General features: G+C 58.3%; 21 protein-coding genes and 1 tRNA gene. 11 read left to right on the top strand and 11 right to left on the bottom strand.

The features are described 5' to 3' along the window. Positions 1-43 precede the first annotated feature (43 nt). Positions 44-1,249 carry a glycosyltransferase gene (locus M504_RS07915; protein ID WP_047494027.1) on the top strand — a complete coding sequence of 402 codons (1,206 nt, stop codon included), beginning with the start codon at positions 44-46 and terminating at the stop codon, positions 1,247-1,249. Here M504_RS07915 and M504_RS07920 read toward each other — a convergent pair. Continuing rightward, the gene (locus M504_RS07920; protein WP_047489876.1) at positions 1,224-2,342 is read right to left on the bottom strand and encodes a hypothetical protein; all 1,119 of its coding nucleotides are present in this window, start codon (positions 2,340-2,342) and stop codon (positions 1,224-1,226) included. The genes M504_RS07915 and M504_RS07920 overlap by 26 nt on opposite strands. 65 nt (positions 2,343-2,407) lie before the next feature. Between M504_RS07920 and M504_RS07925 the strand changes: the two genes are divergently transcribed. After that, complete coding sequence (locus M504_RS07925; RefSeq protein ID WP_047489880.1) at positions 2,408-4,363, top strand: ABC-F family ATP-binding cassette domain-containing protein; 1,956 nt, start codon at positions 2,408-2,410, stop codon at positions 4,361-4,363. Here the strand turns inward: M504_RS07925 and M504_RS07930 are convergent. After that, the gene (locus tag M504_RS07930) at positions 4,360-6,159 is read right to left on the bottom strand and encodes a TonB-dependent siderophore receptor (protein WP_052200521.1); all 1,800 of its coding nucleotides are present in this window, start codon (positions 6,157-6,159) and stop codon (positions 4,360-4,362) included. The two genes, M504_RS07925 and M504_RS07930, sit on opposite strands and share 4 nt — an antisense overlap. A gap of 50 nt (positions 6,160-6,209) precedes the next feature. On the opposite strand from M504_RS07930, the gene M504_RS07935 reads away from it, so the two are divergent. The 4 genes from M504_RS07935 (at position 6,210) to gluQRS (ending at position 11,951) form a co-directional block, all read left to right on the top strand. Beyond that, positions 6,210-7,214 (top strand): CPBP family intramembrane glutamic endopeptidase, encoded by a 1,005-nt coding sequence (locus tag M504_RS07935; protein WP_052200522.1) that lies wholly within the window; start codon positions 6,210-6,212, stop codon positions 7,212-7,214. Between the two features lie 37 nt (positions 7,215-7,251). Further along, positions 7,252-10,050, top strand: coding sequence for a phosphoenolpyruvate carboxylase (locus tag M504_RS07940; protein WP_047489883.1), 2,799 nt, complete (start codon positions 7,252-7,254; stop codon positions 10,048-10,050). A 111-nt stretch (positions 10,051-10,161) separates the two neighbouring features. After that, a complete protein-coding gene (locus tag M504_RS07945; protein WP_047489885.1) occupies positions 10,162-11,043 on the top strand; it encodes a hypothetical protein in 882 nt (293 codons plus the stop codon). A gap of 59 nt (positions 11,044-11,102) precedes the next feature. Next, positions 11,103-11,951 carry a tRNA glutamyl-Q(34) synthetase GluQRS gene (gluQRS, locus tag M504_RS07950; protein ID WP_047489888.1) on the top strand — a complete coding sequence of 283 codons (849 nt, stop codon included), beginning with the start codon at positions 11,103-11,105 and terminating at the stop codon, positions 11,949-11,951. Between the two features lie 42 nt (positions 11,952-11,993). Here the strand turns inward: gluQRS and M504_RS07955 are convergent. After that, positions 11,994-12,070 (bottom strand) — tRNA-Pro (locus tag M504_RS07955). A gap of 216 nt (positions 12,071-12,286) precedes the next feature. On the opposite strand from M504_RS07955, the gene M504_RS07960 reads away from it, so the two are divergent. Both M504_RS07960 and msrB read left to right on the top strand, forming a co-directional pair. Continuing rightward, positions 12,287-12,685 (top strand): Rid family detoxifying hydrolase, encoded by a 399-nt coding sequence (locus M504_RS07960; RefSeq protein WP_047494035.1) that lies wholly within the window; start codon positions 12,287-12,289, stop codon positions 12,683-12,685. A 73-nt stretch (positions 12,686-12,758) separates the two neighbouring features. Continuing rightward, complete coding sequence (gene msrB / locus M504_RS07965; RefSeq protein ID WP_052200523.1) at positions 12,759-13,196, top strand: peptide-methionine (R)-S-oxide reductase MsrB; 438 nt, start codon at positions 12,759-12,761, stop codon at positions 13,194-13,196. A gap of 60 nt (positions 13,197-13,256) precedes the next feature. Here the strand turns inward: msrB and M504_RS07970 are convergent, their stop codons facing one another. Continuing rightward, positions 13,257-13,631: a hypothetical protein gene (locus M504_RS07970; protein ID WP_047489891.1), complete on the bottom strand. Its 375-nt coding sequence runs from the start codon at positions 13,629-13,631 to the stop codon at positions 13,257-13,259. Then, the gene (locus tag M504_RS07975; RefSeq protein ID WP_047489893.1) at positions 13,631-14,104 is read right to left on the bottom strand and encodes a DinB family protein; all 474 of its coding nucleotides are present in this window, start codon (positions 14,102-14,104) and stop codon (positions 13,631-13,633) included. The genes M504_RS07970 and M504_RS07975 overlap by 1 nt, the downstream gene beginning before the upstream one ends. A 33-nt stretch (positions 14,105-14,137) precedes the next feature. Between M504_RS07975 and M504_RS07980 the strand changes: the two genes are divergently transcribed. Then, positions 14,138-15,430 carry a glycosyltransferase family 39 protein gene (locus M504_RS07980; protein ID WP_232296207.1) on the top strand — a complete coding sequence of 431 codons (1,293 nt, stop codon included), beginning with the start codon at positions 14,138-14,140 and terminating at the stop codon, positions 15,428-15,430. Between the two features lie 24 nt (positions 15,431-15,454). On the opposite strand, the gene M504_RS07985 is transcribed toward M504_RS07980, so the two are convergent. Together M504_RS07985 and M504_RS07990 are read right to left on the bottom strand one after the other, a co-directional pair. After that, positions 15,455-15,844 (bottom strand): hypothetical protein, encoded by a 390-nt coding sequence (locus M504_RS07985; RefSeq protein ID WP_156993614.1) that lies wholly within the window; start codon positions 15,842-15,844, stop codon positions 15,455-15,457. Positions 15,845-15,861: 17 nt separating this feature from the next. Then, positions 15,862-16,332 (bottom strand): GatB/YqeY domain-containing protein, encoded by a 471-nt coding sequence (locus M504_RS07990; RefSeq protein WP_047489900.1) that lies wholly within the window; start codon positions 16,330-16,332, stop codon positions 15,862-15,864. Between the two features lie 97 nt (positions 16,333-16,429). On the opposite strand from M504_RS07990, the gene M504_RS07995 reads away from it, so the two are divergent. Beyond that, entirely contained in the window at positions 16,430-17,605 is a 1,176-nt protein-coding gene (locus M504_RS07995) for an alanine--glyoxylate aminotransferase family protein (protein WP_047489903.1), read from the top strand. Between the two features lie 80 nt (positions 17,606-17,685). Here the strand turns inward: M504_RS07995 and M504_RS08000 are convergent, their stop codons facing one another. Together M504_RS08000 and M504_RS08005 are read right to left on the bottom strand one after the other, a co-directional pair. Then, positions 17,686-18,618 (bottom strand): peptidoglycan-binding protein, encoded by a 933-nt coding sequence (locus tag M504_RS08000; protein WP_047489906.1) that lies wholly within the window; start codon positions 18,616-18,618, stop codon positions 17,686-17,688. A gap of 112 nt (positions 18,619-18,730) precedes the next feature. Further along, entirely contained in the window at positions 18,731-19,552 is an 822-nt protein-coding gene (locus tag M504_RS08005; RefSeq protein WP_047489909.1) for a hypothetical protein, read from the bottom strand. A 28-nt stretch (positions 19,553-19,580) separates the two neighbouring features. Here M504_RS08005 and M504_RS21195 point away from each other — a divergent pair, with 28 nt between their 5' ends. Next, positions 19,581-20,636, top strand: coding sequence for a DUF2076 domain-containing protein (locus M504_RS21195; protein ID WP_198137552.1), 1,056 nt, complete (start codon positions 19,581-19,583; stop codon positions 20,634-20,636). Between the two features lie 421 nt (positions 20,637-21,057). Here the strand turns inward: M504_RS21195 and M504_RS08020 are convergent, their stop codons facing one another. Together M504_RS08020 and M504_RS08025 are read right to left on the bottom strand one after the other, a co-directional pair. Continuing rightward, positions 21,058-21,816 (bottom strand): hypothetical protein, encoded by a 759-nt coding sequence (locus M504_RS08020; RefSeq protein WP_047489918.1) that lies wholly within the window; start codon positions 21,814-21,816, stop codon positions 21,058-21,060. A gap of 25 nt (positions 21,817-21,841) precedes the next feature. Continuing rightward, positions 21,842-23,257, bottom strand: coding sequence for an FAD-binding oxidoreductase (locus M504_RS08025; RefSeq protein ID WP_084214209.1), 1,416 nt, complete (start codon positions 23,255-23,257; stop codon positions 21,842-21,844).

The following is a 23,257-nucleotide window of genomic DNA, read 5'->3' on the forward strand; positions in this document are numbered from 1 at the left end:
ATGTGCAAACAGTCTCTCATGCAGAAGTGCTATGGTGACGTGCATGGGGACTGGGCCGCGCGTTGCGTTCTTTCCAGATTCGTTCCACGAGGTAAACGGCGTAGCGCACACCGCGCGCAACTTTGCTGCTTATGCAAAACGCCACAACCTGCCCATGCTCTGCATCCGCGCCGGCGCTCCGGGTGTTCGCGGCAAAGCAAACCTGAACACCAACGGCTCCGTTACTGAAGTCGATCTTCCGCGAAGCGCCTTCAGCATCGCGATGGAAAAAGATCTTAGCTTCGATCCAACATTCAGTCGTTATGCGATCACCATCGACCAGGAACTGGATCGATTTAAACCCGATCTCATTCACATCACAGGTCCCAGCGAACTCGGCATCTTCGGCGCATACTTCGCATGGCGCAAAAACATTCCACTGGCTGCAAGCTGGCATACCAACCTCCATGAGTATGCAGGCCGCCGTAGTGCACCGCTGGCAACAATGTTGCCACAAGCGCCGCAATGGATCGAATCTGGTGCACTCCATGCCACATCAAGTTTTTATCGACTGGCAAAAGTGCTTTACGCACCGAATGAAGAATTGTGCACTCTGCTCGAGCACAAAACGCAGCGCACCTGCCACGTGATGCGTCGTGGCGTAGACACAGAACTCTTTTCCCCCACACGAAGAACGCGTCCCACCCATAACGACGAATTGATTCTTGGCTACGTGGGCAGGCTTTCCATCGAGAAGAACGTCGCTCTTCTTCCTCTTCTTCAGCAGGCGCTCGACGTCGCAAGAGTCAATGCGCGCTTCTGCATCATCGGACATGGTGGTGAAGAAGCGGCACTTCGACAGGCACTGCCAAACGCTGATTTCGCAGGCGTATTGCGCGGTGAAGCACTCGCGACGGCCTACGCCAACATGGATCTCTTCGTCTTCCCATCCGAGACCGATACCTTCGGCAACGTAGTGCTGGAAGCATTGGCCAGTGGCGTACCCGCTGCCGTCACAGATGGTGGCGGTCCAAAGTTTATTGTGACCAACGAAGGCACCGGTATCGTGCGCTCGACATCGGCCTGGATCGAAGGGATCGTAGAACTTACGAAGGATCGTGAACGTCTTCGCACTATGGGAGAAGCCGCTCGCACATATGCCATAGGTTGTTCGTGGGATGCCATCTTCGATGCCGTTGTCGCTGAATACCCGCGAACTACGCCAGCAATACAACCGCTGAAGTTTAGTGCAGAATCTCCGCGACAATAGCGGAACCCGGCGGCAGCGATCCTATCTCCACATTGATGGCACCCATGCCACGATCGGATCGCATCAGCGGTCGCAGATACACATTACGAAATCCATTCGATGCCAACGCCGCCGTTAGCAGCAAGTTTGCGGGTGTCGTGCCATCGTTCGCAGCCAACAGCAACGAACCGCGAGCTCCCTTCGCACGCAGAAGCCATACCCGCAACGAAGGCTGTGCCGTTGCCAATACCACAACACTTCCGTCACGCACCACCGTGTGTGTATTTCGAAATGCGAGCACCTGCTGCACTGATTTGCGCGCCATATCCGACGTGAGCAGACGACTATCCAGAATCGGCGATCCTGATGCGAGCAGCAGCGGGAACAGACTCCTCACATACGGAACAGCGGCCGGAAACGTCGCCGCCGCGGCATCTGCTTTTTCATCGCCGACCGGCATACCGGGAATCTCAACCGCATTCACTTCACCTGGATGACGTATTCCACTCTCAGTGTCCTGCGGCGAAAGAATGTGCAGTGTGATGGGATCAGAAGACGATGCACCACGCCTGCGTGCAGCAGACGCCACAGCCTGCGCTTCCTGCCCTGCGGTTCGCGCCAGCAGAATGCGATGACCCGGATAATGATCCAACGATGCGCGCAACTGCCGAGCCGCATCCATGTCACCGGAACCAAGCGTGCCTAGATCCAGCCCAGCCACACCACGGCTCATCCAGAAACGAACTTCACCAGCATTGCTTGCGGCACGCTGCAACGGGATATGCAGCAGGAGATGCATCCGCCGTGCAGACATCTCACGCAGCAAGGCATCCAGTTCCTCTTCGGTACCAAAACGCTCCGCATACGGCTGTTTTGTCGTCGGTTCCAGATCTGGCAACAGGATGCTATCCGCGCCCACATCGCTCATTCTGTCCAGCATCTTCGCCGCGTCGGCAAACGTCACATCCTGCGCACAGCGGATCATCGACGCATGCAGCCACCACACCTCAGGCGTGATCCCATTGCCCCGCCATCCCGCATGGGCAAGTTGTTGCGCACGCGCGCTCGTAGCCACCAGCAGCGATCCAACAACGAATTGGCGACGACTCACCATCGCCTTCCATACTAAGTCGAAATCCGCAGAAATCAGTATCCCGCGCCATTTGCGACAATAGAGATATGTTGCATCTCGCCGACGGGGCCAAGCGCTTTGGCCACAAGCTGTTATTTGAAGGGGCCAACTGGCTCATCACACCGGACGAACGTACCGGTCTCGTCGGTGGTAACGGCACCGGAAAATCGACACTGCTGAAAATCCTCGCAGGCATCGAGCATCTGGATCACGGCCAGCTCAATCGCAGCAAAGGTCTCACCATCGGCTACCTTCCGCAGGACGGCCTCGCGCTACGCGGACGCACGGTTTTCGACGAATGTCTCAGCGTCTTCAAAGCGGCCCAGGACATGGAACACGAGATGGGCGAACTCAGCGACAAGCTCGCGCACTTCGACCCCGCCAGCGCGGAATATGAAATTGCCGCTGACCGTTTCTCTGTTGTCAGTGAAACGCTGCAGGCGCTCGATCTCTACAACCTCGACGCTCAAGTAGGCGCAGTGCTCGGCGGACTCGGATTTCAAAAAGAAGACTGGCGACGCGACTGCGGCGAATTTTCCGGTGGATGGCAGATGCGCATCGCGCTCGCAAAATTACTGCTGGAAAAACCATCGCTTCTATTGATGGACGAACCCACGAACCATCTCGATCTAGAAAGCCGCAACTGGCTTGAAGAGTATTTGAAGTCGTACCCACGCGCTTTCATCCTCATCTCGCACGACCGCTACTTCCTCGACGTCACCGTGAACAAAATCACCGAAGTGTGGAACAAGCGCGTGTGGTTCTACACCGGTGGCTACGAAAAGTACGTAAAGCAAAAGACAGAGCGCCGCGAACAACTCGCACGCGACTACACTTCGCAACGAGAACGCATCGACCAACTCGAAGCTTTCATCGGCCGCTTCCGCTACCAGGCCACCAAAGCCAAACAGGTACAGAGCCGCATCAAGGAACTAGACAAGATCGAGCGCATCGAAGTTCCTGAAGATGAAGAGACGATCCATTTCACCTTCCCGCAGCCGCCCGCATCGGGCCGCATCGTGTGCGAGGTCAGCGGACTCTCCAAGCGCTACGAACCGAAACAGATTCTCAGCAACGTCAACTTCACCATCGAACGCGGCGATCGCATTGCACTCGTAGGTCCGAACGGCGCGGGTAAATCCACGCTCATCCGTATGTTGAGCAAATTGGAAGAGCCCACTACCGGAGAAGTTCGCTACGGCCATAATGTCCTCGCCGATTACTTCGCGCAGGATCAGTACAAGGTGCTTGATCCGCAGGCAAAGATGCTGGAAGACATCAGCGCCGCCGCACCGAAAATTCCGACAGTAGAACTGCGCAGCCTGCTCGGTGCATTCCTCTTCACGGGCGACGATGTCTTCAAACAACTCGGTGTACTCAGCGGTGGAGAACGTAATCGTTACGCACTGGCTCGCATGCTCGTCTCGCCTGCAAACTTCATCCTGCTGGACGAACCCACAAACCATCTCGACCTTCGTGCGAAGGACGTGTTGCTGGAAGCGATTCGCAACTTCACAGGCACAGTGCTGTTCGTCTCGCACGACCGCTACTTCATCGACGGCCTCGCCACGCGTGTCTTCGAGTGCGAACACGGCGGGGTGCAGGTATATCCCGGTAACTACGAAGACTATCTTTGGCGCAAGAATGGTGGCCCAGAGCAGATGCAGGCGGCCGCCATCGAAATGCAGAAGGCGCACATCCCTGTCATCGAGACTCCACCTCCTCCACCTCCACCGCCAGCAACACCTGCCGCGAACGTAAAGAAGCTGAATCCCATCAAGCTGAAGCAGATGCAGGATCGAGTGCGCTTTGCTGAAGAGGAGATGCCACGCCTGGAAGACCGCATGACCGCGATCGAAACGGCAATGGGCAACTTCGTTTCCGCAGAAGAGTCACAGCGTCAGACCGCAGAGCTTGCAGAACTGCGCAGCCAACACGAATCTCTCATGCTGGAATGGGAAGACCTCTCTACACAACTGGAAGAACAAGGCGCAGCCGTCTAGCGCCGCGACAGCGAAATTTCGATACCTGCAAGGATGCCCCGCCCCGGCATGCGGATGTTCTGAATCTCCGCATAGCCGGTGTTGTACAGGTTCGTTCCCTGCACATACGGTCGCACCATGCCACGGTCGCGTGACACCGCAAAATCAACCGTGCTGTAAGGCGTCTGTCCCACACGCTGCGTCACACTGAAGGCTGGACGCAACGCCACTTGTGAAGTCGCGTGAAGCCACGCTTCCACACGCGCACGATTCGTTGGGAACTGGAACACAAGCTGCGACTGCTGCCCCTGCAAAACATCCTGCGAACCAAAGATAGCCGTCCAGTTCACCCGCAATTGCTGATCACCCTGCAACCGCATCTGCACAGATGTTTCCACACCGGTTAAGCGCACCGATGCAAGATTCTTCGCCTGCCATTTATCCGCAGTGGAGGGCCGGACATAATCAATCGCGTTTTGCTGGCGTGCGTAAAAGCCCGTAACCGATGCAGCAACGCGCGTCGACGGATACCAATCAACGCCACCATCAAAATTCCACGCCGTCTCCGGCTTCAGTGAAGGATTACTGGTCGTCGTGGGATCGTTGTAATAAAGATTGGTGTAGGTCGGCAACCGGAAACCATAGCCCGCACTTCCACGCAGCTTCCATACGTTATGCACCAGCAAACTCGCAGCAAACGAAGGCGCAGACACCACACGCCCACCGCTCAAAATCTCTTCGCGTAATCCGATAGAAAAATTCGCGGCTCCACGATGCAAATCGGCATCACCATAGAGCGATGTGCGATTGCGGCCATGCTGCCCCAGGCTATTGCTGTGAATGCTGTCCGTGTTCTCTTCCGCGCCCACAAACAGCTTTCCTGCACGCCCCAGCGAAACACTCTGCCGCAACGCTCCCTGCCAACTCGCATCGACGTGATTGTTCGCGTAATACGCGGGATTCGTGCGAATCAGAATGTAGTTATCCGCATGGCGCCGATACGCAACGGCAGCGGTGGTCTTTTCACGGAACGCCTGCGTGAACCCAATAAACCAACCCTTCGTCCGCTCCCATGAGTTGTAGTTTCCGTAAAACTGATTGGCACCAAACGAACGATCGCTTCCCGCCAACAACAAATCCGATTCGCCCAACGACGATGTCGTGCGTCCTTCAGCACTTGCGCCTTCACTGCGGTAATCACGCCCCGGAATAAAGCCCGTAGAGAAATCACGCTCTCCTGCAGCAACAAGGCTTCTCATCTGATTCGCAAGCGCACCCGTCATCGCCTGCTGATTGCCACCAAAGCTTCCGCCGCCTGCGCGCAGTCGCAGCGAACTTTCCTGCGGCTTCCACGTACTCACGTGGACCACCCCAGCAAGCGCATCCGCGCCATACAGCGTCGAGCCCGAACCATGCAGCACCGCAAGCCCTGCAACCGCCTGTTGCGGTACCGGCACATCCAGGTTGAAGTGTGATGTCTGCGAATCGTTCACGCGAAATCCATTCAGCAGCACCAGCGTCTGTTCAAACGTGCCACCGCGAATGCTCACGTCAGACTGCACGCCCATCGCGCCACGCTGCTGAATATCCACGGACGCGTCAGAACGCAGGCCGTCTGCAATTTCCTGCAACGAAAGCGTCATCGGCTGCGTATCCACTACCTGGACAGAACGAGCGGTCTGTCCCTGTGCAACGGGCTCAGCCTCGCCCACAACGGTAACGGTCTGCTGAATACTTTGCTGCGCATACGCAACAGAAGATGACACAGCAGCAAACGTAGAGAACAAGTAACCAACGCGGCGCAAATGAACAAACATTCCATGCTGAGTGTAGCTGGGATATGGTGAAGAACACATAGGGAGTAAGCATGCAGGACGATCAGAACCCGGATGCATCACCACGCAACAGTGTGCGGCGAATTTTCTTCGGACACGATGGCCTGCGCGCAATCTGGTCCATCCTGCTGTTCCTTGCGCTGGCGATCGTTCTTGGGAGAGTCACACTCGGAGCATTTCGCGGCTATCTCCACCAGCAGCAGCTTGTGATGAAGAACACAGGCGAACTGCCAGTGACCTTCACGCTGCTCGTGGATGGAGTACTCTTCGCCGTTGCGGCTCTTGTTGCCTTCCTGATCTCCCGGATCGAAAAGCGAAGCTTCGGAAAGTACGGCGTCGACGCTCTGCGACCGAATCGCATCCGCCAGTTTTCTGCTGGACTCGCAATTGGCATCACCACCATGTGCCTGCTGATGCTGGCGTTGAAAGTAGCAGGCGCCATGGCCTTTAACGGTCTTCTTTTGCGCGGCACAGACATCGTGAAATGGGGCGTGCTCTGGGCTTTGGCATTTTTTGCCGTAGCTCTGGCTGAGGAATACCTCATGCGCGGTTTTCTGCAATTCCAGCTGGCACGCGGCGTCGCAGCCATCGCCTCACGCATGGGTCACCGCGAAGCACTTTGCAAACGCATCGGCTTCTGGGTCGCGGCGGGATTCTTCTCCCTGTTGTTTGGCCTGTTGCATGGCAATAACCCCGGCGAATCGCCCATTGGTCTGCTGAGCGCTGGCCTCATCGGTCTCGTGCTGGCCTACAGCCTGTGGCGCACCGGCTCCCTGTGGTGGGCCATTGGATACCACGCCGCATGGGACTGGACGCAGTCATTCGTCTGGGGCGTGGCAGACAGCGGCGGCGTCTCGCAGCATCGCCTGTTGAGCACGCATCCCCAGGGCCCGCTACTGCTGAGTGGCGGCCTTACAGGGCCGGAGGGCAGCATTCTGGTCCTAGCTATCATCCTTCTGGTCACTGCTATCGTCGCCCTCACATTGAAGCCCCAACCCGGTTCTCCCGCGGCAGAATCGAACGTGTCGTCCATCTGACTTGCTGCAAAGGCAATCTCACTGGTCTACTAGGCACATGGCCGGGTTGTGGCAGGCAAGAAACTGGAGTGAGCGGCTTGCCGAGTTGCAGGCCACTGAGACGGAGCTAAAAGAGGCTCCGCTGCGTCGTGACGTGCGTTCGCTGGGCACCCTGCTGGGCGAAGTGCTGCGCGAACAGGTTGGCGACGACCTGTTTGAACAGGTGGAGACGCTGCGTCGTCTGGCCACGGAACGCCGCGAGGCAGAGTTCCAGGGCGACAGCGCCAGGGCGAAATCCGCCCTCCAGCAGGCGTTATTGCTGGTGCACCAGTTGCCGGTAGATCGCGCGTATCAACTCGCTCGCGCCTTTGGCTTTTATTTCGAACTCATCAATCTTGCAGAAACGAATCATCGCAAGCGCCGCCGCCTTGCCGGTGGATTGAACCCAGACGCAGAACCACAGCGTGGCAGCCTCCAGGGCACACTGCGCCGCATGCGCAAAGCGGGCTACACCGCAGATGAAGCGCTCGCCTTCCTGAGCGAGATCTGCATCACACCCGTTTTCACGGCACACCCCACCGAAGTCGCGCGTCGTTCCGTCATCTCCAAGCGTCGCCGCATCGCCACACTGCTGGAAGAGCTCGATCAAATTCCGCAGACCGCAGAGGCCATTGCGCAGCGCGAAGATTCACTGCTCGCAGAGATCACCGGCCTGTGGCAGACAGACGATGTCCGTCTGCAGCGCCCCGCCGTGGCCGACGAAGTGCGCATGGGCCTGGACTACTTCCACGACAGCATCTTTGAAACGCTGCCCCTGCTCTACGGTGAAGTCGCGAATGCTCTTCGCCATGAATACGGACTCGATCTCGCGTTAACGGAACTACCTACACTGGTGAATTTCGGCTCATGGATTGGTGGCGACCGCGACGGCAATCCCTTCGTTACGCCTGAAGTGACGCAGGAAGCACTCGCCATGTCGCGCGAAGTCGTATGGGCGCACTATCGCAAACGCCTCATCGCGGCAGCGCAGCGGGTATCTTCTTCCACGCAGCAGGCCGCGGCAAATCCCGACTTGGAAGCAGCGGTCAACGAATACCTCTCGCAGATGCCCGGCGTATCAGCCGAGCTTCGCGAACGTTTTCTCTGCGAACATCTTCGCCTCATGCTGACGTGCATGATGCTGCGCATGGGCGACACCACCACCATCGTGCGCGAAGAGCATGAAGCACTTCCGCTCTATCGCAGCTCACAGGAATTCCTGCGCGACCTCCAACTCATCCGCAATTCGCTTGCGGACAATCGCGGCCTGCGCATAGCCGAGGAGATCATCGATCCCTTGATCCTTGAGGCGCGCACCTACGGCCTTCATCTGCAGACGCTGGACATCCGTCAACACGCCAAGGTGCACTCTGCAGCAGTGAAAGAACTCAGCGCATGGTGCGAAAATGGCTCGCTTCCACCAGCGCCATCGCCCATGACCGCGGAGGTCATCGACACCTTCCGCACCGTCGCCGCGGTCAAGCACAATGACGATCCCATGAGCATCCGCCAATATGTCATCAGCGGCGCGACCTCTGCTGACGACGTGTTGAAGACACTGTGGCTCGCGCGCCTCGGTGGTGTGACCGCTGAAAAATCAGAGAACGATCCCGGCCTGCTCATCGCGCCACTTTTCGAGAGCATTGAAGACCTGGAAAATGCTCCAGACATCTGCCGTCAGTTGTGGACCAGCGAAGCCTATGCACCGTTGTTGGAAAGCTGGGGACGCAAGCAGGAAGTCATGCTGGGCTACTCCGACTCCAACAAGGACGGCGGCATGATTGCCTCCACATGGAGCATCTGGAAAGCACATCGCGCGCTCTATGACGTAGCACGCGAATGCAACGTGGATTTGCGCCTCTTTCACGGACGCGGCGGCACAGTAGGGCGCGGCGGTGGTCCAACGCATCGTGCCATCTACGCGCAACCGTTGAACAGCTTCAATGGCGAACTGCGCATCACCGAACAGGGTGAAGTACTCAACTTCAAGTACAGCGACGTGGTCCTCGCAGAACGCAGCCTGGAACTGATGATCGCCGCATCGCTCGACGCTTTGGCGCGCCCTGACAGCAAGGCTTGCGGCGGATGCAGCGCACACCTCACCGGCGTCGCGCTACCCGAGTGGGAACAGGCGATGGATTCCCTGTCCGCTTGGTCGTTCGAACAATACCGTCAGGACATCCTCGACAACCCGGACACCTTCGATTACTTCCAGCAGGCAACACCCGTTGCCGAACTGGAACATGCACGCATCGGCTCACGTCCGGCCAAGCGCACAGGTAAGCGTTCGCTTGCAGATCTCCGCGCTATCCCGTGGGTCTTCGGATGGATGCAGTCGCGTCACACCGTTCCCGCGTGGTACGGCGTGGGCTTTGCGCTGGAACGCTTCACACGCGAACACAGCGACGGCCTGGAACAACTGCAACGCATGATGAAGGAATTTCCTCTCTTCCTCGACATGATGCGCAACGTGGAATCAGCACTCGCGAAGAGCGACTTCGGCATCGCCGAACTCTACGCCTCATTGGTGCAGGATGAGGCACTTCGCGACCGTGTCTTTCCGATGTTGCAGGAGGAATTCGACCGGACACACGCGATGTTGTTGCTGATTACGCAGCAGTCCGACCTTCTATCAGGCAACCCCGTCCTCGCTCGTTCCATCCGTCTACGCAATCCCTACGTGGATCCCATGAGCTGGATCCAGGTAGAGCTTCTACGCCGCAAACAGGCTGGCACAGACCAGCCAGAAGATGCATTGAATCGCGCCATTACCGGAACTATTAACGGTATCTCCGCAGGCTTGCGTAACACTGGCTGACATCTCCCACCTGGGAGACATGCCGGAATGCACATTAATACGGTGAAGCTGTTCACAACTTATTAACCGACCAGCTGTGAGCGATAGACCGCCACGGCTCAGGAGGCCCGTGTGAATCGTATCCAGCGCTTCGGCCTGGTTTTCTGCTCTTCACTTCTTGTTCCCGTATTGAACATCGCGGCGCAAGGGTTCCCCACTCACTCTTTGATTCCCTCTATTTCCGCCAGTTCCAGCAGCCTGTCCTCCGCAGACACACAAGACCAACAGAGCGGCACAATCCCGCCCGCCGAATTAAGAAACAAAGGCGGCTACATCCCCTCATCGGAGTTATGGAAGCATCCGGGCCTCGGCTTCGCGGTAGGCATCAACGGCATCGGACTGGAAATAGCTGAACCCATCGCGCAGCACTTCAATATTCGTGGGGGAGGCGGATACTTCCGCTTTGATGAATCCTTCACCAGCGACGGCGCTCAGGTGGAAGCCGGTATGAAACTTGGTGGCGGCCACGTCAGCCTGGACTACTTCCCTTGGAGCACTCACGGCTTCTATATCAGCCCTCAAATGTACTTCGGCGTGCAGACGTCAGCAGATGTAACGGTAGTCGTGCCGCCAGGCCAGACCATCAGCCTCAGCGGCGGCGATTACGCCTCCAGCGCCACCGATCCACTTCATGGTTCAGCCACTGTGCGAGTACGCAATGTTGCCCCAGGCTTCACCATTGGCTACGGCAATCTCGCACCGCGTCGCCTCGGCTCTCACTGGTCCTTCCCGGTGGAACTTGGGTTCTATTACATCGGTCAACCAGATTTGGTCATCGACTTTTCTGGCACCGCTTGCGATCGATCCCAACCGCCCGCCATCGGTTGTCAGAAAGTAAATCAGGACATCGACTTCCAAAAAGATCTGGCCCGCTTCACCGCTCGCCAGAACCACAATCTGAGCTACGCATCCGTCTTCCCGGTTCTCTCTTTCGGGTTCGGGTATCGCTTCTAACAAAACTCTTTCGATCAACGAAAAGGGTTGCCGCGCGGCAGCCCTTTTATTCTGAATACATGATCGGAACGCCCTATCGTGGCAGACTTGCGCCTTCGCCCACAGGGCTTCTGCATCTCGGCCACGCACGCACGTTTCTCATTGCCGCAGAACGTGCCGCAAACGGAACGCTGATCCTGCGCAACGACGATCTGGATACACAGCGTTCCCGCTCCGAGTTCGTTCACGCCATGCTGGAAGACCTCGCATGGCTCGGCATCCGCTGGGCAGAAGGCCCACAGACAAACGGCGCGGAAACGGGCAGCCTCGGCCCATACGCCCAAAGCCAGCGCAGCTCCCTCTACACGGCAACCTTCCACCAACTACACGAAGCCGGCTTCCTGTATCCCTGTGTCTGTTCCCGCAAAGACCTCCTATCGGCCCCGCACGCGCCCCACGCGGACGACGAAGACGAGCCGCTCTACCCCGGCACCTGTCGCGAAAGAAACCTAGACTCAGACGAACCCGCCTCGTGGCGATTCCGTGTAACGGACGGCGAAGAAGTCAGCTTCCGCGACGCCCTGCTCGGCCCTCAAACCTTCATCGCCGGGCGTGACTTCGGGGACTTCGTCATCATGCGTCGCGACGGCGTTCCCAGCTACCAGCTCGCGTGCGTTGTCGACGACGCAGCCATGCAGATCACCGAAGTCGTCCGCGGCCGTGACCTTCTCCGCTCCACCGCACGGCAGATCCTGCTCCTACGGGCCCTCGGCCATCCAATCCCGACCTACGCTCACGTAGAACTCATGCGCAACGAGCGTGGCGAACGCCTCGCCAAGCGCGACGACGCCCGCAGTCTCCGCTACCTGCGCGAATCCGGCCTGACGCCTCAGGAAGTCCGAAAAATGGCTCTGGAAGAGATCGAATAACAGCAGAAAGGGCTACCCGAAGGTAGCCCTTTCACAAAAAGATGGTCGGGGAGAGAGGATTCGAACCTCCGACCCCCTGGTCCCGAACCAGGTGCTCTACCAGGCTGAGCCACTCCCCGATGCAAGGTGGATCGGTTGGCACAAGGAGCCGAGGGGCCTGATCGCCTCAGCAGCCAACTTGCCTAGTGTAACAGAGTTTCGCCGCCGAAACGGGCTGCGGGACAAAAGGCGCAGGCGGGAATCCCCTCCCTTTTCAATTGCGTTGGAATGACCACGTTACTGCTTCTTCATACATCTTTTCCGTCGACGTTTACCGTGCCGGATATGATCGAGGCATGACAAAGACAGCCATCTCTTCTCCCGACGCTCCCGCAGCCATTGGCCCATACTCTCAGGCGATCCGCTCGGGCGATCTTCTATTCGCGTCCGGACAGGTCGGCTTCGACCCCGCAACCGGCCTGGTCGTTGAGGGCGGAATGCCCGCGCAGATCGAACGCGTTCTTGCGAACATTGAAGCCCTGCTGACTGCTGCCGGACTTGGCTTTGCCGATGTCGTCAAGACCACCGTCTTCCTGAAGAACATGGAAGACTTCGCCATCATGAATGCAGCCTACGCCAAGCGCTTCGCTCCAGAGGGCGCCACTCCCCCGGCTCGTTCCACCATCGAAGTGGCCCGCCTGCCCAAGGACGCACTCGTAGAGATCGAAATCACTGCACGATTCCCAACAAACTAGCGTCTGTGTCCGGGGGAGCCGCTATGGTTCGTGAGCACCCCCAACAGCGTCTAATACAACGGGAGAAAACCTCATGACAGAAAATCTGAAAGCCGATGCCAACGTTTCTCGCGGCCCTCGCATGCGGAAAACGGAAGCAGAGTGGCGGCAACTCCTGACCCCGGAACAGTTTCACGTTCTGCGCGAGAAGGGCACCGAACGCGCCTTCACCGGCGCACTCGTTGACAACCACAAAGACGGTATCTATCACTGCGGTGCCTGCGACGCTCCGCTCTTCAAGAGCGACACCAAGTTCGACAGCGGCTCCGGCTGGCCCAGCTTCTTTGAGCCGGTTTCGCCGGACGCCATTGAAGCGATTGAAGACAACAGCCACGGCATGCGTCGCGTGGAAGTCGTCTGCGCCAACTGCGGTTCTCACCTGGGACACGTCTTCCCAGACGGCCCCAACCCCACGGGCCTGCGCTACTGCATTAATTCTGCATCGCTGAACTTCGACGAGACGGCGAAATAACTTGTCGCAAATCGCAAAAGTAAAAAGGCCGGCAATCGCCGGCCTTTCGCTTTTCCGTCATCACGGACAGTGCCGTTTCATCAATCGCTTGCTCAGGGCCACCGTCTTGTCATCATCCGCGGGTTCCTGATCCTCGTCCGTCACGCGCCCAGTCCGCAGATGCACGGTGTACGTCCCAACTTCCTCCACGCTCCGCCCCGGCTGCCTCGCCGTCACGCGCACTCTCACCGTGTCGCCACCGGCTTCCACCACCGCAGGCGTCAGCGTTGCGTGCAGGTTGTCATGGAAAGCGCGAGCGTTCGGCGTAAACATCGCAAGCTGCTTCGCATCCGCCGTCGTCAGCACAGCCGGGCAGCCAAACGAGAACGCCGACATCGGCAACAACAGTGCAACTGCTCCGAAGCACCGCCCAGCACGATTGAAAAACACAGCCATCAACGTCCAAACAGCTCCTTCAACCTGACAATGTGGTTGCGGTCGTGGCCCGCAATCATCTCCAGCAATTCCGACAGCGGAAAAGTCCCGCGCTCCGGATGGGTCAACAGGTTCCCAAACTCTTCAGATGCAACCGTGTTCAAAACGGCCAGGTTCCACTCACGCAGCGTAAGAAACGTCCGCAGGCTAAGCTCCGCCGAATACGCCGCATAGCGCTCGGCCCAAACATCCTGATCGAACGGAGCCACCGCAGCGCCCGGCTTTTCCAGAGTGTGGCGAATACGCCAAGCCCAAACCAGTTCGCAGTCCGCCAGATGAGCCAGGATCTCGCGCACACTCCATTTGCCGGGCGCAGTCGGCGCATCCATCTGTCCCGTCGTCATGCCGCTAAGCAGCGATTGCAACTCCGCAGGCGTGGACTTCATGATCTCCGCCGCGTCGCGGCCTTCCAGGTAACTCGCATAGGGGTTCATGCGAACACTGTATCGCGCGTTAAGGTAATTGAGGTGACTGAACTGCAATCCGAAGCCCAAGCCAATAACCGCCGCGCCCTCTGGCAGATCTTCACTGCCGCCTTCGTCGTGCGCGTGCTGTACATCCTGCTGGCCCACACCTTCAAAGTGCGCCCCAGCGACGACCACTTTGAATTCGGTTGGGAGATGGGACGCATCGGCCGCTCCCTCGCCACCGGCCACGGCTACAGCGATCCCTTCACCGGGCACACCGGCCCCACGGCATGGGTTCCACCCGGCTACACCCTGCTGGTTGGCGGCGTCTTCCGCATCTTCGGCGTGTACTCGAAACTCTCCGCCTTCGTCCTGCTCACGTTCAACTCCCTGCTGTCCGCGCTGACCGCCGTCTTCTGCTACGAGATCGGCTTGCGCTGCTTCAATCGCCGCGTCGCACTCTGGAGCGGCTGGCTCTGGGCGCTCTATCCCGCCGCCCTGCAATATGCCGTCCGCTGGATCTGGGAGATGACCGCCACCACTTGCATCTTCACCGCGCTGCTCGTCCTCATGCTGCGTATGCGCGGCATCGGCGACAAAGAACGCTCTGAACCGACATGGCAACAGTGGGCCGCCTTCGGCCTTCTCTGGGGAATACTCGCCATGGTCAATCCATCGCCCCTGATCATGCTGCCGGTGACAGCCCTCTACATCCTGTTTGCTCCGCAATGGCAAACCAAACGCCTTGCTCACGCAGCTCTAGCGGGCGTTCTCTTTCTCGCCGTCATCGCACCGTGGACCGCACGCAACTACGCCGTCTTCCATCGCTTCATTCCGCTGCGTGACAACTTCGGAGCAGAAAACTACTATGGCAATTCAGACTGGTCCACCGGCTTCCCGTGGGGCCGTACCGTGCCTCTGGAAAACCACCAGATCCTCGCCGAGTACGCACGCATGGGCGAACCAGCATGGGCCGCCGACCGCGCCGCAAAGGCCAACGCGTGGATCAAAGCGCACCCCGCCCGCTTCATGAGACTCAGCATAAAACGCGCATGGATGTACTGGATGGGCGTACCCAAAAGTGTGGAAGAAGCAGGCGTCCTCGAATACTTCCGCCTGATGAGCTTCCAGTTCCTCTCACTCTGCGGAATCCTCGGTGCAGTGCTCGCAGTATGGCGCAAGAAACCCGCGGCATGGGTCTTCCTGTCCGCATTCCTGCTGCTCCCACTGCCCTACTATCTGGTCACCGTGCAGGCCCGCTTCCGCCACACGCTGGAACCACTGATCTGCATCCTCGGTGTCTACCTCTTCCAATCCGCAGAACTACGCAACGAGACGGTAGACGATAATTGACACCATCGATTGACGATGAACATCTCATTGCGTTCGGAGCCGAGACCACACCTGGAAAGCGAATCCGACGGTCATGAGTTCAATTAAGCCCGCGATCAGCACGTAACCAAAATGGCCAAAAGGGAGCCTCCGGAAAATCAACCGCATCAGCAGAAAATGAAAGGCCAGCAAAACGCCAAAGTATGCGTAGGACTTTAGGGCACTAAACTCCTTCCAAATCTGCGACAGCGTGAACCCAGGACCGATGATTGTCCATGCTATTTGCGCTAGAACGGCGTAATGATCGCGGCTCCAGCCGGCAGCAAGTGAGCTCATGACTCCTACCGAAAACCAGATGCGGTAGGCGATATCCTTACCTCCGCCGGGGGACTCATGGTCGTTTAACAACTCCTCGTTCCGGATCTGCCATGCCACAGGAAAACCCACCAGCGCTACCCCTTCGTCAGTTCTTCCTTCACGATCGAGCTCACCAGCTTGTTATCCACGTGCAAGCCATCGGCCATGATGCGTTGCTGCACCACGCGCATGGCAGGCCCCATATCCTTCGGCCCCGGCTTCGCACCGTCATTCGCCATGGTGTGTAGCGCACCCTGCACCACCGCGCGAATCTCTTCTTCGCTGGCAGTCTGCGGCATGTACGCTTCCAGCATCTTGATCTCGTCCTGCTCTTTTTGAGCCAACTCTGGACGATTGCCCTTGGCAAACTGCTCCGCAGCATCCTTCCGCTGCTTCACCATCGTCTGCAGCACGCCCAACTCTTCGGATTCCGTTAGCGCGCTGCGCTTGTCGATCTCCTTGCTTTTCAACGCGGACTTCACCATGCGCAGCGTCTCGGTGCGAAAGCTGTCCCGTGCTTTCATCGCTTCAATGATGTCTTTGCCGATCTTTTCTCCGATAGCCATCGTCCCAAACCTTCTTTCAGCTAGAGTTTACCGCTGATAGGACAAGAAATCGCTGCCTTGCGAACCCGCCGCCCCGCCGACTCGATAAACTAGAAGCATGATCCGCAAAACACGCCTGTTCACGCCCGGTCCGACGCCACTGCTTCCCGCTGCTCAGTTCGCCATGGCAGCCGCGGATATTCATCACCGCACGCCAGAGTTCCGCGCCCTGTATTCGCGCGTCCTCGCACAGTTGAAGGACTTCGTCGGCACCAAGAACGACGTCATCATCCTCTCTTCGTCCGGCACCGGCGCGATGGAAGCCTCTGTCTCGAACCTGACCTCGCCCGGCGACCGCGTCCTGGTCCTTACCGCAGGCAAGTTCGGCGAGCGCTGGACGGCTCTCGCCAAGGCATTCGGCTGCTCCGTCGACGTCATCAGCAAGCCCTACGGTCAGACCTTCGATCTGAACGAAGTCAAGGAAGCGCTCAAGCTAGAGACCCGCGCCGTGTTCATGCAGGCCAGCGAAACCAGCACCGGCACCAGCCACGATGTGGAAGGCGTTGCCAAGCTCCTGAAGGAAGTCAACAGCGAAGCGCTGCTCATCGTTGACGCCATCACCGGCCTCGGCACCACGCCGCTGGACATGGATGCATGGGGAGTTGACGTGCTCGTCGGTGGCTCGCAGAAGGCTGTCATGATTCCCCCGGGACTCAGCTACCTCGCCGTCAGCGAACGCGCATGGGAGCGCATGGAAGGCACCTACAATCCGCGCTACTACTTCGATCTCCGCAAGGAGCGCAAGAACGCGAAGAACGGTGAAAGCGCATACACCCCTGCAGTCGCGCTCATCGCTGCTCTCGGTGCTGCGCTGGACTACATCGCAGGTCAGGCTGACGGCGATCTCGCCGCAGGCCGCGCCAAGCTCGTCGACAACGCACAGGTCATCGCCAAGATGACGCGCGAAGCCTGCGTTGCTCTCGGCTTCAAGCTCTTCTCCACCTCGCCGTCGCCTGCCGCCACCGCGGTTCTCTCGCCGGAAGGCATTGATTCGGGTGTGATCGTGAAGGCGCTGAAGACGCGTTTCGGAGCCATCATCACCAACGGCCAGGGCGAAATGAAGGGCCAGCTCTTCCGCATCGCTCACCTCGGCTTCTTTGACTTCCTCGACACGATGGCTCTGCTTGCAGCACTGGAGCAGGTTGCAGTCACTGACCTGAAGCTGCCCAACGTCCAGTTCGGCACCGCGCTCATCCCGGCGCAGAAGGTCTTCGCCGAAGCTGCCGCAAAGTAATCGCAATCAGAACAAACACAAAGGCCCTGCGAACGCAGGGCCTTAGTGTTTTAGAACCGGGACCAATCGAACCTGAAACGTCAGACCGCAAGCGCCGCAAAGCTGGCTGCGTCCGCAACGCCCGTTGCCGGCAGTCCATGCGCTGCCTGGTAAGCCTGCAACACGGCAGCCGAACCACGTCCGAACACACCATCTGCCTTGATCCCCGGTTGCGTTGCCGATAGTCCAAGCTGCAACAGTCGCACATCCAGTCCCGTCAGCAACGGAGTCTGCACCGACACATTGCGGCTACCCGGAACAGGTCCGTCATAGCAGCCCTTCGGCGTCGCGTTCAACGTCAATAGGGAAATCTCGCTGCTGCGCACTACCAGTGGCAGTTCCAGCCCCCATTCACCCAACGCAATCAGCCGCGTAAATGCATCCATCCGGTACACCGTGGCGTTCAGATCTTTCCGTGGACTGGTCGCCAGCCAGTTCCGCCGTGTCGCCACATACGCGGTAACCCATGCCTGCTCGCCAATCGTCGCAAACGCTCCCGCACTCGCCGTCGTGGTGTCGCGCATCTTCGCCCACGACCCGTGGATGGTGCTGTCGTATACCACCGCAACACCCAGCGGCGTGGTGATGCCAACGGCATCCGCTGCACGCGTTGCCGCACCCCAGTACACCGCATCGAAAAAGGCATCCTGCGTCTCGCGCATGATATGGTCATCCGCCGTCGCGCGCAGAACATTCTGCAGATATTGCTCGTTATCCAGCGTCAGATCGATCGCATCGAATCGAGGCAGAAAGGGCGCCAGCTTCCCTGCAAACTTTGCCGCTGGATTGTCGCAGTACTGGTGCAGCAGTTTTCCCAGGTTGCCCGATGCAAGCGTCGTCTGCGACCGGCCAAAGGTCAGGTGCCCTGTATCGCCGGGAATCACTACGACGCTGCCATAATCCCCCGTGACGCTTCCCGTCTCAAAGATATTCACGATCCCCTGGATCGTCTGCTTCTGCGTGGGTGTGATCATCGTTCTCTCTCCAGCGATAGATGGACGCAAAACACCGCTACTTTCGAGATAGAAAGCGCAGCGTCCCTACCCTAGAAGACACCGAATCCTGCGGCAAGCAATTTCTTTTCGATCAGTGTTTTTCCTGTAAAGCCTCAGCAGAATCCGCATTCACATCAAAGAGACGGCAACCTTCCGTGATCTGGTGAAAGCGATAACTTGGGTGCATAAACAACCCCACACGCGCATCGCCAGAACCCCACACTTCCTGCACCAACCACACACCGTCATTGCGCGGAGCCGTAATAATGTGCAGCAGAAAACCCTTATGAATATTGGCTAAAAGTCCGCCCGCCAATTTCACATCGCGTACGCCATGCACATTCGTATCCTGCACATGTCCCGTCGCCTCATCCACGGCAACGGTGCCCTCCATCGCCTGCACAGCCTTTTCAATCATGCCGTTGGCCTTAGCCTGCGGATTGCCAACACCATCGAACAAAATCGTCGAACGACCATTAATCATCACGCGGCGTTCATTCGTTAACTTAATTAACTTAATGATCTGCGCCTGTGAAATCCCCATCTCGTTTGGCTTTCCCGCTTCCGCATCCTGTATCTGCTTCTTAACTTTGTCGATTTCTTTCTTCGCATCGTGCTCGCTCAACGGTTTGCCGTTGTGCGTTACCGTCTGCGTAATCTGCCGCTGCTTCACAAAGAAGATCTCGCGCTCGTCCGCGTCCACCTTCTTCTGGTTTCCCTTGGGGTCCAGTTCAATCGTCTCGGTGCGGATGCGGCACAGGTAGCGCTCCCGCTGCGCCTCGGTAGCCTTGTTCACTTCCAAAGCCCGCGCGCGCAGGCTCTCGATGTCGGGTAGCGGCTTATTCGTCTGGGAGGAGGCGGCCGTCGCCGCAAGCAGGACAAGGGGGAGGACTTTGCGCATGGAAATCATCATCGCATCCGTAAGACGCTGCGGAACGAAAATGGAACCGCGAAATCAATCCGAGCGTACCCTGTCACTGGAAGGACAACTTTCCACGGGCGCACGCGTCCATTGGAATGGTTGCGGTGATCGGCGCTCAGCGCCCACCGGAAAGGCAGCAATGACACAGCAGGAAGAGCAGCTTCTCAACGGCCTCATCGAACGTGTGAACTCCACCCAGCTTCAATCCAAGGACACCGACGCGGAACGCCTCCTCCAGACGCGTTTCGGCCAGAACCCTGATGCGCTCTACATCCTCTGCCAGACAGTCCTGGTGCAGCAGTTCGCCATGGAAAAATCACAGACCGACCTGCAGGCCGCCCGCGAAGAAAACCAGCGTCTCAGGGAGGATGGCGGTAGTGAAACGCACGGCAGCTTCCTCGGCAACCTCTTTGGCCTCAACAAGCAGGAAAAGCCCCAGCAGGCGCCAGAGCCGCCTGCGCAATACAACAACCCCACCGGCACCAGCGCGGGCAACGCCAGCTACGCCCCGGTCCGCAACGCTCCGCCAGCCTACACACAGCCCACCGGCTACTACCCGCCCCAAGGCTACCCACCACAGCAGGGCTATCCCCCGCCACCTCCCCCGCAGGCCTACCCCGGCTATCCGCCACAGGGAGGCTATTACGGTGGCGGCTACCCCGCTCCCCCCATGGGTGGCGGCATGTTCGGTGGTGGTGGCGGCTTCCTGCAAGGAGCCATGCGGACAGCCGCTGGCGTCGTCGCGGGCGAGATGGCCTTCCGTGCGCTGGAAGACGTCTTCTCCAGCGGCCATGAACGCGGCTTCACCGGTGGCGAAACCGTGAACAACTACTACGAGAACTCTGGCGACCGCGATAGTGGTGCTGGTGGCTTCGGCGACCGTCTCGCTCAGGCCGACGGCTACGACGGCAACATCTCCTCCGACATTGAAGACCGTCGCGGCGAATCCCACGGCTTCTTCGACGGAGGCGACAACAGCGGCTCCGACGCCTTCGCCGACAACGGCAGCAACTTCGATGACTCCAGCAGCTACGACGACGGCGGTGGCGACTTCGGCGCAAGTGACGACAACTAGTAAAGGATCAGGGCTGCATCCCGATCGGAATGCAGCCCTCCTAACTCTCTACTGCGTCTAAGACAAGCGGAGCTCTTACGAACGAAGTTCGTCATCCTGAGCGGAGCGCAGCGAAGTCGAAGGACCTGCTTTTCTACGTGCCAAACTGCAATGCATAAGAAAACCAGATCGTTTATCCGCTGTGGAGTCCCCCATTAACTACTTAGCCTTCGGCTCAGAAGACAAAATTTGCTTGGCAATCGCTATGGCAACATCTTGGCGACTGTCCATCTGCTTCTTTTCAAGCCTCTTCTTGTGGGAACGCATCTGTTGCTTCGATTTATGTCTCATGCCACAGCACCGTAGCACAATTGCAATCGAGATACAGCACTTAGAAACGACTTTCCATCCTTATGAATTCCAGGGATAGTCTCGAATTCCACTACTGCACCTGTTTCTTCTTCTCCACAACACTGTATCCCTCCGGCGGCTTGAACCACTTCGCCTCCGGCTCACTCGTCGTAATCTCAGTCGTCACAAATCGCTGCTCACCCAACGACGGCAACTGCACAATCGACACCAGGTTGAACCCAAGCTGCGGCGAATATTTCATCTCGCGGTAATACGTCATCGTCTGCGAGTTTCCCATCGCGCCAGCCTGCACCGTGATCGTGTCGCGATACGCATGCACCGGCACACCCTTGACCGTATCTGCGCCCAAATCCTCGTGCTGCCTGTACGCCCTGCCGCCTGAAATCGGCCCGGATTTTGTCATGGAGGGCGGTTCCTTCAGCGGCGGCGCTTCCTCATACGGACTCGATGTGCACACATGCGTCCGCGCATTGCACTCGTAATAGAGGTTCGCAACGGGATCATCAATCTGGATGTAGCTCATTTGCGAACGAACGTTCGTACCCTTCGGCACCAACAGCCATCGCTCCATGTAAATGCGGCCTTCGCTATCGCGTTTGATGGGACGCGAATTCACGGCTGTCATCGTTCCACCGCTCAGCAGAGGACGAGTCCATTCCGTGGCAAGCTGCAGGCTAAAGGGCGCACCCTTCACGTTGGGCACATAGATGCTTTCCAGCACCTCCTGCCCACGTCCAAAGTAGCTAACGCCGCCATCCTCTTGCTGTGCACACGCAGGCACACACAGCACCAGAAAACTCACCGCGTAAACCCCGCCAAGCCATCTCATGGCCAGCCAGTTTACACGCGCGACGTTACTGCGTAACCCGTTCCCAGAAGCTGCTGGAGAGCAGCGGGTCCTTATACCGCGCGAACTGCTCCCACTGCGGATAGCTCTTCTGGAACTGCGCCGCAGTCATGCGCGCATCCTTCGCGGGATACAGCTTGCCGCCATAATCCAGCGTCATGCTCGCCAGCCGATCAAACAACGGAAAACTCTTACCCGGCTTGATAGGAAAGTCCAACGCCAGCGTAATACCCGCCTGCGGAAAGCTCATCATGCCCGGCGACTTCACATCGCCGAACGCCTTCAGCACCGCCAGGAAGCTCGCCAGCCCAGACTTGGACACTTCATTCAGAATCGCAATCGTACCTTCGCGCGCGCTCTCCCACGGAATGGCGTACTGGAACTGCAGCAGGCCACTCTTGCCATACATGCGATTCCAGTGCAGTACCTTATCCAGCGGATAGAAGAACGGCTCGTAATCCTGCAGCGCACGCACACGCTGTTTGATCTGCTTATGGAAGAACACTGTGTTGAAGGCAGTCACTGTGTACTGGTTCAGCGCCTGTCCCGGAAGATCCATCGGAAACACCAGCTTTGGCTCGGGCGAAGGCGTCAGCTTATCCGGAATCTTCGAGTGGTCACCGATCATGAACACGCCACGAGCAAAGTTCTTGCCCGTGCCCGTGCAGTCCACCCAGCTCACGGTGTACTCAATGTGCTTGTACTGCTCCGTCAGGGCCAGGAATTCATCCACACCGTGAAACTGAATTCCCTCGTAATCAATCAGCCGCGAAACAATCGGCTTCAGCTTGATCTGCACCCACGTCAACACACCCGTCAGCCCCAGCCCACCAATCGTGGCCTCGTACCAATCCGGGTTATCCGTAGGCGAGCAGTGCATCCGTGTACCATCGCTGCGCACCAGTTCAAACTGCGTCACATGGCAGCCAAACGTGCCATTCACATGATGATTCTTGCCGTGAATGTCATTGGCAATCGCGCCGCCCAACGTCACATATTTCGTTCCCGGCGACACCGGCAGGAAGTATCCGCGTGGCACCGCAAAATCCAGCAACTGCGCCAGCGTCAAACCTGCTTCGGCAGTCAGGATGCCAGTCTCCTGGTCCCAATCCAGCAGGCGATTCATGCCGGTCGCATTGAGCAGGAAGCCATCCTTCAGCAGGCAACTATCGCCGTAGCTGCGGCCCATACCCACGGCCAGCGCGCCAGCAGGCATGCCGTCATACTTCTTCACAATGGCGGGATAGTCCGTCTGCCAGGTCAGCGGCACCACGGTCGCGTTGTAATTCGGATAGCGCCCCCACGAGCTAAACGGCACTTTGCCTTCAAACTGGTCATCCGAATGCGATTCAGGACGTACCGGCGGTACATCCGCCGCCACAGTGCGATGCTGCAATTCCGGAGATTGAACGGGGGTATCCAT

The sequence above is a fragment of the Terriglobus sp. TAA 43 genome, from assembly GCF_000800015.1.
In the GTDB taxonomy this organism is placed as follows: domain Bacteria; phylum Acidobacteriota; class Terriglobia; order Terriglobales; family Acidobacteriaceae; genus Terriglobus.

Excerpts from the sequence above, each read along its gene's own strand:
- M504_RS07915 (WP_047494027.1), top strand. The coding sequence starts at position 44 with ATGGGGACTGGGCCGCGCGTTGCGTTCTTTCCAGATTCGTTCCACGAG.
- M504_RS07920 (WP_047489876.1), bottom strand. The coding sequence starts at position 2,342 with ATGGTGAGTCGTCGCCAATTCGTTGTTGGATCGCTGCTGGTGGCTACG.
- M504_RS07925 (WP_047489880.1), top strand. The coding sequence starts at position 2,408 with ATGTTGCATCTCGCCGACGGGGCCAAGCGCTTTGGCCACAAGCTGTTA.
- M504_RS07930 (WP_052200521.1), bottom strand. The coding sequence starts at position 6,159 with ATGTTTGTTCATTTGCGCCGCGTTGGTTACTTGTTCTCTACGTTTGCT.
- M504_RS07935 (WP_052200522.1), top strand. The coding sequence starts at position 6,210 with ATGCAGGACGATCAGAACCCGGATGCATCACCACGCAACAGTGTGCGG.
- M504_RS07940 (WP_047489883.1), top strand. The coding sequence starts at position 7,252 with ATGGCCGGGTTGTGGCAGGCAAGAAACTGGAGTGAGCGGCTTGCCGAG.
- gluQRS (WP_047489888.1), top strand. The coding sequence starts at position 11,103 with ATGATCGGAACGCCCTATCGTGGCAGACTTGCGCCTTCGCCCACAGGG.
- M504_RS07960 (WP_047494035.1), top strand. The coding sequence starts at position 12,287 with ATGACAAAGACAGCCATCTCTTCTCCCGACGCTCCCGCAGCCATTGGC.
- msrB (WP_052200523.1), top strand. The coding sequence starts at position 12,759 with ATGACAGAAAATCTGAAAGCCGATGCCAACGTTTCTCGCGGCCCTCGC.
- M504_RS07970 (WP_047489891.1), bottom strand. The coding sequence starts at position 13,631 with ATGGCTGTGTTTTTCAATCGTGCTGGGCGGTGCTTCGGAGCAGTTGCA.
- M504_RS07975 (WP_047489893.1), bottom strand. The coding sequence starts at position 14,104 with ATGAACCCCTATGCGAGTTACCTGGAAGGCCGCGACGCGGCGGAGATC.
- M504_RS07990 (WP_047489900.1), bottom strand. The coding sequence starts at position 16,332 with ATGGCTATCGGAGAAAAGATCGGCAAAGACATCATTGAAGCGATGAAA.
- M504_RS07995 (WP_047489903.1), top strand. The coding sequence starts at position 16,430 with ATGATCCGCAAAACACGCCTGTTCACGCCCGGTCCGACGCCACTGCTT.
- M504_RS08000 (WP_047489906.1), bottom strand. The coding sequence starts at position 18,618 with ATGATCACACCCACGCAGAAGCAGACGATCCAGGGGATCGTGAATATC.
- M504_RS08005 (WP_047489909.1), bottom strand. The coding sequence starts at position 19,552 with ATGATGATTTCCATGCGCAAAGTCCTCCCCCTTGTCCTGCTTGCGGCG.
- M504_RS21195 (WP_198137552.1), top strand. The coding sequence starts at position 19,581 with ATGGAACCGCGAAATCAATCCGAGCGTACCCTGTCACTGGAAGGACAA.
- M504_RS08020 (WP_047489918.1), bottom strand. The coding sequence starts at position 21,816 with ATGAGATGGCTTGGCGGGGTTTACGCGGTGAGTTTTCTGGTGCTGTGT.
- M504_RS08025 (WP_084214209.1), bottom strand. The coding sequence starts at position 23,257 with ATGGATACCCCCGTTCAATCTCCGGAATTGCAGCATCGCACTGTGGCG.